The sequence below is a fragment of the Nonomuraea sp. KM90 genome, assembly GCF_052246675.1.
Classification (GTDB): domain Bacteria; phylum Actinomycetota; class Actinomycetes; order Streptosporangiales; family Streptosporangiaceae; genus Nonomuraea.
In genome coordinates this window covers 51,389-59,661 of sequence record NZ_JBQQCB010000067.1, presented here as the reverse complement: position 1 = coordinate 59,661, position 8,273 = coordinate 51,389, and the positions used below count along the sequence as shown (strand labels likewise).

The following is an 8,273-nucleotide window of genomic DNA, read 5'->3' as shown; positions in this document are numbered from 1 at the left end:
GGCGAGCACGGCCTTGGTGCCGCCGGCGTTGATCTACCGTCTGCTCGCCAGGAATCCGACCGCGGCGCCGTACACGAGCAGGAAGACGCCGATCCCGCGCAGCAGGCCCGTGTCGGGGCCGAGCAGGGTGCTCACGGGGCCGGCGAAGGCGAGGTAGGTCAGCCCGTTGCCGCCGGTTATGACGGCGTCGGCGGCCAGCGAGAGGCGCAGGAACTTCGTCCGGTCGGTGGTAACGGTCAGGGCGGTCATCTCGGGCTCCTTGGTCGGCCTCGGTGCGAACACCTGAAAGATGTCAGGCCGGGGGTAGGGGCCGCGATTACGCGCCAGGTAATGAGGGGTCGCGATTCCCGTTGCCACCAGGGGGAACGCGGGCTTTGTGAAGGGCGTCACATGGTGAGCGTCGCCGGCTCTTCGTGCGTGACGGCCGCCGGACGGGCTGCCGGACCGGCTGGCCGCCGCCGGTGACGGGCACGGCGGCGGCGAGCGGGATGAGCATGTCAGGCCGAGGGGGAGGAGCACGTCAGGTGCCCAGGATCTCCCGGCGCAGGTGCGTCTTGAGGATCTTGCCGCCGGGGTTGCGGGGCAGCTCGCCATCCCGGAACCAGACGTGCACCGGGATCTTGAACTTGGCGATCCGGTCCGCCAGGAACGCCTGCAGCTCCTCGGTGGTGACCGACTGGCCGGGGGCCAGGCGGATGACCGCCCCGACCTCCTCGCCCAGCTCGTCGTGCGGCACGCCGATCACCGCGGCGTCGTCGACCGCCGGGTGCTCGAACAGCGCGGCCTCCACCTCGGCGCAGTAGACGTTCTCGCCACCCCGGATGACCATGTCCTTGGCCCGGTCCACGATGTAGACGAAGCCCTCTTCGTCGATCTTGGCCAGGTCGCCCGTGTGCAGCCAGCCGCCGACGAACGTCTGCGCGGTGGCCTCCGGCTTGTTCCAGTAGCCGAGGATGACGTTCGGGCCGCGTACGCACAGCTCGCCGACCTCGCCGGGCGGCAGCTCGGTGCCCATGGGGTCCACCACGCGCACGTCGACCACGGCCGAGGGCACGCCGATGCTGTCGGGCTTGGCCTGGTAGTCGGCGCCGCCGTTGCCGATCGCCAGGGCGGTCGTCTCGGTCATGCCGTAGCCGTTGGAGGGGGCGCGGTTGGGGAGGTTCTCGGTGATGCGCTCCAGCAGCTTGGGCGGGGCCGGGGCGCCGCCGTAGCCGAGGGTGGTCAGGGACGACAGGTCGTACTTGCCGAAGTCGGGGTGGGACATGAGCTGCCAGGCGTTGGTCGGCACGCCGATCATCGCGCTGACCCGCTCCCGCTCGATCAGCCGCAGGGCCTGCTCGGGGTCCCACTTGTACATCAGCACCAGGCCGCCGCCGCTGAACATCGTGGTCGTCATGGCCGAGAAGCAGCCGGTGACGTGGAAGAGCGGGACGGTCAGGAGCGTGATGCGGCGGGTCCCGGCCGCCGCCGAGAGGTCCTTGCCGGCCATGGCGGTCGCGCGCATGAGTCCGTACGCGACCGTCATGGGGGACTGGCCGAGGTTGCGGTGGCTGCCCAGGGCGCCCTTGGGGTTGCCGGTCGTGCCCGAGGTGTAGAAGATCGTGGCCGGGTCCTCGGGGGACAGCTCGACCTGGGGGAGCTTCGGGTCGGCCGGGATCTCGCCCATCACCTCGTCGAACGCGCGCGCCCCGGCCGGGGCCTCGCCCCTGGTGACGATCATGGGCACGCCCGTCGAGGCCAGCCTGACCGCGCGCTCACCGTCCGCGATCAGCACCTTGGCGCCGGAGTCGCGCACGCCGTAGGCCAGCTCGGCCTCCGTCCACCAGGCGTTCAGCGGTACGGCGATAGCCCCGGCCGCCAGCACCGCCGAGAAGGAGACGACCCATTCCGGGTAGTTGCGCATGGCGATGGCCACGCGGTCGCCCTTGGTCACGCCGTACTCGTCGACCAGGCGGTTGGCGAGGGTGGCGGCGCGGGCGAAGTGGTCCTTGAACGTGATGTGCTCGTCCTCGTACACCAGGAAGACCTGGTCGCCGTGGAACCAGCTGGTCTCCAGCAGGGCACGGAAGTGGGCGGGTGCGTGCTTCCATGTTCGTACGCCGGTGTCGCCGATCTCCTCTATCTCGAACAACTGGCCGGGGCCGGTGAGCTGGGCCTGGACCTGGGCGTGCGAAAGAGACATGCGCAGAACTCCCGCAGTGGACGATTATTCCGGATAAATCACAGTACCGACCGGTAGGTACGTCGCGCTAGAGACCCGCGTGCAGGTGGGTTGTCCGTGAAAGTTTCATCTACTTGCCGATAGTTTCTGCCTTCCAACTGCTGCTTTAGCACTGTTGTGAGGCCGCCATTGACCGTGCACGAGCATGTCAATACCGTCTGCGATGCGGTCCTATCGGGGCCGAAAACTTTCGGAATCGAGTGCCTGCCTCCGGAGGTAGATGTCCGTGCATTCGTCCTCGCTCCTCAGAGCCCTCACGTTGGTGGGGATGCTCGCAACCTTCCTCCTGCCCGCCGTCTCGGCAGAAGCGTCCGCGTCCCTGCGCACGCACGCCGCCGCGCGGGGCAAGTTCATCGGTGCGGCGCTCGCCACCAGCCCGCTGTCCAATGAGACCTCCTACCGCAACATCGCGGCCACCGAGTTCAGCCAGGTGACCGCCGAGAACGCGATGAAGTGGGAGTCCACCCAGCCCAGCCAGGGCCAGTTCAACTTCTCCGGCGCCGACGCCATCGTCAACTTCGCCACCCAGAACGACCAGCAGGTCCACGGCCACACGCTGGTGTGGCACAGTCAGACGCCGGGCTGGGTGCAGAGCCTCAGCGCCACCGCGATGCGCACGGCCATGCAGAACCACATCAGCCAGGTCGTCGGCCGCTACGCGAACAACCCGGCCGTGGTCTCGTGGGACGTCGTGAACGAGGTGTTCGACGAGAACGGCGGCATGCGCTCGTCGTTCTGGTACAACACGCTGGGCCAGAGCTTCATCGCCGACGCCTTCCGCGCCGCCCGCGCCGCCGACTCCAACGCCCGGCTGTGCATCAACGACTACAACGTCGAGGGCATCAACGCCAAGAGCACCGCGATGTACAACCTGGTCTCGTCGCTGCGCCAGCAGGGCGTGCCGGTGGACTGCGTGGGCTTCCAGGGCCACCTGTCCATCCAGTACGGCTTCCCGAACGACCTGCAGCAGAACCTCCAGCGCTTCGCCGACCTCGGCGTCCAGGTGCGGATCACCGAGCTCGACGTGCGCATGCAGACGCCCAGGAACGCCACCAAGGACGCCACCCAGGCCACCTACTACCGCAACGTCATCAACGCCTGCAACGCCGTCACCGCCTGCGCCGGGGTGACGATCTGGGGCTTCACCGACAAGTACTCCTGGGTGCCGGACACCTTCCCCGGTGAGGGCGCCGCGCTGATCTACAACGAGAGCTACCAGCAGAAGCCCGCGTACACCGCCGTGCACGACGCGCTCGCGGGCGGCACCCCCACCGACCCCACCCCGCCGACCACGCCCGGCACGCCGACCTCCGGCAACGTCACCTCCAACTCCGCCACGCTGACCTGGACCGCCTCGACCGACTCCGGCGGCAGCGGGCTGGCCGGGTACAACGTCTACCGCGAGCAGGGGACGACGGACACGCAGCTCGGCCAGAGCACGACCAACTCGATCACGCTGACGGGGCTGACCCCGAACACCCAGTACCAGGTGTACGTGCGGGCGCGCGACGGGGCCGGGAACCTGTCGGCCAACTCGCCACTGGCCACGTTCACGACCACTGAGGGTCCCGGCGGCGGTGGCGGCTGCACCGCGGCGGGCACCGTGCAGACCCAGTGGAACAACGGCTACGTCGTCCAGCCCGTGACCGTCACCAACACCGGCACGTCGGCCATCACCGGCTGGACCGTCACCTTCACCCTCCCCGCCGGCCACACCCTGGCCGGGTCGTGGAACGCCACCCTGACCGTCAGCGGTCAGACCGTGACCGCCAGGAGCGCCGGTTACAACGGCAACCTGGCGCCGAACGCCAGCACCAGCTTCGGGTTCCAGGTCAGCCGCCCGAGCGGCAACACGCAGACGCCCTCCGGCTACACCTGCGCATGAGCGGGGATCCCCTGGGACCTGCCCGCCTGCCCGCCCGGCACCCGGTCCCGTCCCAGGGGATTCTCTCCAATGGGAATATTGACTTTTAAACCGTTGAGGTCTGTCGTTCGCCGTAGGAGGTGAACGGCATGAATGAATGGGATGCCACCTCGTACGCGGGGAAGGAAACCATCCTGCGGGTCGTCCAGGACGAGGCCGAGCGGCTGTTCGCGCTGGCCGAGCCCGAGGAGGCCTGGGAGGCTCCGACCGCCTGCACGGGCTGGACGACGCGTGACGTGGTCGCGCACATCGTGGACACGACGGAGGGGTACTTCGCGGCCTTCGACGCCGCCCGGGGCGGGGGCGATCTCGGCACGGCGTACGGGCTGACCGGGATGGGGACCCGGGTCAACGAGCAGGCCGTGGCGCTGCGCGGGATCCCGCAGAAGGAGCTGCTCGACCGGCTCAGGACGGACTTCGCCCGGATGCAGGCGATCCTGCGCGACCTCGGCGAGGACGAATGGGACGGGCTGACCGTCCCGCACTTCTACATGGGGCCGCTGCCCGCGTACTTCTACGCGGCCGGGCAGCTCATGGACTACGCCGTGCACTCGTGGGACATCCGCCAGGGCACCGGCCGGGCGCACGGGCTCTCGGGGGAGGCGGCCGACCTGCTCGTGCCGTTCATGTTCGTGCTGTGGCAGTCGACGATCCGGCAGGGGGCGGACCTGACGCCGTTCGAGCTCGGGATCCGGGTGGGCGGCGTCAACGGGGGTGACTTCCACGTCTCGGTGGGGCCGGGCGGGATGACGTACGCCCCGGGCGGTCTGGACGGGCTGCCGGCCGTGATCGAGTTCGACGCGGGGAGCATGGTGCTGACGACGTTCGGGCGGAGCAACGCGGGGACGGTGCGCGGCGACCTGGCGATCGCCGACCGGTACCTGAACCTGTTCTTCCGGATCTAGCGCCGGCCTGGAGCTCGGTGACCTGCTGGTGTGCGGGCCGGCAGGTCACCGAGCCACGTCATGGTCCGTCAGGCGAAGATGGCGTTCACCGCCTTGCTCACCTCCGCGAGGGGGACTTTCTCACGCCGGCGTTCGAAGGTGATCCACTCCTTGCCCTCCGCGGCGACCCCCTCCAAGACGTGCAGGGCGTTGTCGAGTCCCGCCGTGTCGAGGGTCCTCTGCGACGCGCCCAGCGGGGTCTCGTCCTCATGCTTGGTGACGTCTGTGGGTGGATCGGTCACCTTGACCTTGATCGGCTCGCCGTTGGTCAGCGTCAGCTCGAAGACGTTCTCTCCGTTGTCGGTCTGGGCCACCTGGACGGAGGTGAACGCGTCGTAGCGGTAGTTGGTGCGTGCCCGGCTGCGGAAGGTGGCCTGCTGGAAGTCGAGGTGCACGGTGTACTGCCGCACACCGTCCTTGGTGAGCAGGAAAAGCAGGATCTTGTACTTCGAATAGCGCCATGGCCCGTTCTCGATGCGTGCCCTGTCGTAGGAGGGCGTGGCGGGCGCCTCGATGAAGGCGTGGGCGAGCACGTCCTGCCGCTTCAGCCGGTAGAGGCTCATCGCCTGCTCCATCAGCGCCTTGCGGTCGCACTCCAGCCAGCGGGCCATCTCGAGATCGTCCGGTCTGTCGGCGAGTTTGCGCTTCCACCGGTCGAAAGCCGCCTGGCGGCCGGCCAGCAGGATCTTCTTCTCCGCCTTGTCGGCGGAGTGCCTCTTGTGCTCCGTGGCGATGCGCAGCCAGACGCGAGCCGCGCACCAGACGGAGGCCATGGCGACGAGCGCGGCCAGCGACACGATGACCGGATCGACGTGCGCGCCGCTCCAGACCAGGAAGGCGCCTGCCGCGGCTGCCGCGATCGCGGCGAGCACGCACATCGCCTTCCTGGACAACGGGACGCGCAACTCCTTGCGATAGTCCCGCAGCTTGCCCGCCTGCCAGCGCCGCGCGACGTCGGCGACCAGGTATCTGGTGAGCCAGGCGACTTGCTCGGCGTTGACCGTGCTCTCCCGGTAGATGGTGACGACCTCGTCACGCAAGGCCCGGCGGACGCCCGCCGTCTCCGAGAGCCAGCGGGCCTTGTCCGCGCCGTGCGGGGTGTACAGCGCGAAATAATGGTTGAACTGGTGGTCGATCTTGCTCGCGAAACCGTCGCCGCGCGGGGTGGCGGCCGGCCGGCGCTGATACTCGTGGTCCTTCGCCTGGCGGCGCTCCTTCCTGCACCGCCACTCAGCGCCGCTGCGCACGCTCGCGTAGCAGCCCGCCGCGAGAGCCAGCAGGGCGGACACCGCCGCCGCCCCGGTGTGCTGCCATGCCGTGGCGCCGATGAAGCCGACGGTCACCAGGGCCAGCGCGGTGGTCGCCGTAGCTCCGGTCCAGGTGCCGAGGCCGATGAGGACGGGGTCCGCCGGCCGTACCCGTGCGCCGACGGGCTCCGGCTGGAAGAACTTCCAGGCCCGGTGCGTCCGGTCATTGGCGTAACGGTCCCTCCTGGCCGCGTCGAAGGCGCGCGCCCAGAGGGCGTCCTCGGCGGAGCTGTCCAGGAACATCTCCAAGTGCTGGAGGACGTCGTTGCGCTGCTCGTCGGCCAAGTGCTGGAGCTCCTGCTCCAGGCCGACAGCCCCGCCCTCCGTGGGACGGGACGTCAGGAGGTGGTCGACCAGCTTGATCGCGCCGGCCCATTCGTCGTCGCTTTTGACGGCGCCGCGCACGCGGCGAAGCATGGCGATCTCCTTTGGAGGCACCTGCTGCAGGGTGCGTCCGCTGAGCAGGGCCAGCAGCAGGTAGAAGCAGGAGTGGCCGTTGACGTAGTTGCCCTTGACCACGGCGTTGCCGATATGAACGCGCGCCTCCGGAGCCATCCCGGCGCGCAGCGAATTGAGCCCCGCCGCGAAGGTCACCTCGGGTGAGGGGGTGGCCTCGACCTGGTAGACGTTGACCGGCCCGTGGATGGCCTCCGCCTGGACGGCGACGTTCGCCGAGTCCGTGGCGAGGTTGGTCGGGCCGAGGTGGGGATCGCTCACAGGACGCCCCTGACGGCCGCGATGACGGCCGACACGTGCGCCGCCAGCTCCGCCACGTCCGCCAGGAGACCGCGGAGTTTCCTGAGCGCGATCACCGCCTTGCTCCTGCCCTCCTCGGTGCTCTCGGACAGCGACTCGGCGGCGACGGCGATCTCCGCCTCCGCCGCGGTGAACGTCTCCTCGTCCACCTCCTGAGCCTTACGCGCCCGGGCAAGCCGGTCGCGCAGCTCGGCGAGCTGGACGGCCGGGGCGGATGCCTGGGTCTGGGACGGGTGGCCGATGGTGACATCGCCGTGGATGTGCCCGGCCTGCACGCCCACCCGGGCGTTGTCGCGGGCGACGTTCTTCACGCTGTCGGTCATGAGCTTCGCCTCTCTCGCCTGCCTCGCCTTGCTCGCCGGATGGTTCTCGTGCTCCACGGCCAGTTCCTGAGCGAGGGCCACGGCGAAGGCCGCGGCGTTGGCCGCCGCCCTCGGCTGCCAGCTCAGGCCGTCGGTCGCGGTCTTGGTGCCGTCGGCGCGGTCGCTGATGCCGCGCACCACGGCCATGGGCAGCGACCTGTTGTGATGGGCGGCCTGCGCCACGCCGGCCGACTCCATCTCGATCGCGAGCGCGTCGTTGTAGGTCTGGCGCACCCACCGGGCGTGCGCGGAGATCGAGGAGTCCTGCACGACCTCGCCGGCCGCGATCGGGCCGAAGCGCACCGCGGGCACGGCCGCGCCCGCGGGCAGGTGGCGGGTCCAGGTCTCGGTGCGGTAGAGGTGACGGGCGATCTGGTCGGTCTCGTGGGCGATCTCCCAGACGCGCGGGCGGGCTTTGAGGCCGTCGTCCTCGCTGGTGCCGCCGTGGTAGGCGTACACGTGCGTGGCCACCACCACGTCGCCCAGGCCGATGCCGGGCCACAGGGCCCCGGCGACCCCCACGAACAGCAGCGCCGACGGCGAGAACTCGGCGATCGCCCGCTCGGTGATCACCGCCGCAGGATGGTTGCCCTTGCCGACCAGCCCCAGGGCCACCCGGCGCCCGTCGCCGGCGAGGCGGCCGAGCTCGAAACGGGTGCCGGCGGTGTGGCGGTGCACGCGCGGGTCGGTCAGGTGCCCGCGGACGGCCTGATACTCCAGATCCAGCGCGGTGAGGATCACGATCATGACCATCGACCT

6 protein-coding genes are annotated in these 8,273 nt (G+C 69.7%); 2 read left to right on the top strand and 4 right to left on the bottom strand.

Translation table 11 applies throughout. From position 1 onward, the window contains the following. Window positions 1-33 precede the first annotated feature (33 nt). Together ACTWPW_RS41180 and ACTWPW_RS41175 are read right to left on the bottom strand one after the other, a co-directional pair. Window positions 34-249 carry a hypothetical protein gene (locus ACTWPW_RS41180; protein ID WP_443171867.1) on the bottom strand — a complete coding sequence of 72 codons (216 nt, stop codon included), beginning with the start codon at window positions 247-249 and terminating at the stop codon, window positions 34-36. A gap of 271 nt (window positions 250-520) precedes the next feature. Beyond that, window positions 521-2,182: a class I adenylate-forming enzyme family protein gene (locus ACTWPW_RS41175; protein WP_443171866.1), complete on the bottom strand. Its 1,662-nt coding sequence runs from the start codon at window positions 2,180-2,182 to the stop codon at window positions 521-523. 307 nt (window positions 2,183-2,489) lie between these two features. Here ACTWPW_RS41175 and ACTWPW_RS41170 point away from each other — a divergent pair, with 307 nt between their 5' ends. After that, window positions 2,490-4,106 (top strand): endo-1,4-beta-xylanase, encoded by a 1,617-nt coding sequence (locus ACTWPW_RS41170; protein WP_375110153.1) that lies wholly within the window; start codon window positions 2,490-2,492, stop codon window positions 4,104-4,106. Window positions 4,107-4,234: 128 nt separating this feature from the next. After that, complete coding sequence (locus ACTWPW_RS41165; protein WP_375110154.1) at window positions 4,235-5,050, top strand: maleylpyruvate isomerase family mycothiol-dependent enzyme; 816 nt, start codon at window positions 4,235-4,237, stop codon at window positions 5,048-5,050. Window positions 5,051-5,118: 68 nt separating this feature from the next. Here the strand turns inward: ACTWPW_RS41165 and ACTWPW_RS41160 are convergent, their stop codons facing one another. Both ACTWPW_RS41160 and ACTWPW_RS41155 read right to left on the bottom strand, forming a co-directional pair. Next, on the bottom strand, window positions 5,119-7,113 hold the full coding sequence (locus ACTWPW_RS41160) for a hypothetical protein (RefSeq protein ID WP_443171865.1): 1,995 nt from the start codon (window positions 7,111-7,113) through the stop codon (window positions 5,119-5,121). Beyond that, window positions 7,110-8,267 (bottom strand): 5'-methylthioadenosine/S-adenosylhomocysteine nucleosidase family protein, encoded by a 1,158-nt coding sequence (locus ACTWPW_RS41155; RefSeq protein ID WP_443171864.1) that lies wholly within the window; start codon window positions 8,265-8,267, stop codon window positions 7,110-7,112. Before ACTWPW_RS41155 ends, ACTWPW_RS41160 begins: the two co-directional genes overlap by 4 nt. Window positions 8,268-8,273: the final 6 nt, after the last annotated feature.

Coding starts and splice junctions, on each gene's coding strand:
- ACTWPW_RS41155 (WP_443171864.1), bottom strand. CDS start 8,267: ATGGTCATGATCGTGATCCTCACCGCGCTGGATCTGGAGTATCAGGCC.
- ACTWPW_RS41170 (WP_375110153.1), top strand. CDS start 2,490: ATGCTCGCAACCTTCCTCCTGCCCGCCGTCTCGGCAGAAGCGTCCGCG.
- ACTWPW_RS41180 (WP_443171867.1), bottom strand. CDS start 249: ATGACCGCCCTGACCGTTACCACCGACCGGACGAAGTTCCTGCGCCTC.
- ACTWPW_RS41165 (WP_375110154.1), top strand. CDS start 4,235: ATGAATGAATGGGATGCCACCTCGTACGCGGGGAAGGAAACCATCCTG.
- ACTWPW_RS41175 (WP_443171866.1), bottom strand. CDS start 2,182: ATGTCTCTTTCGCACGCCCAGGTCCAGGCCCAGCTCACCGGCCCCGGC.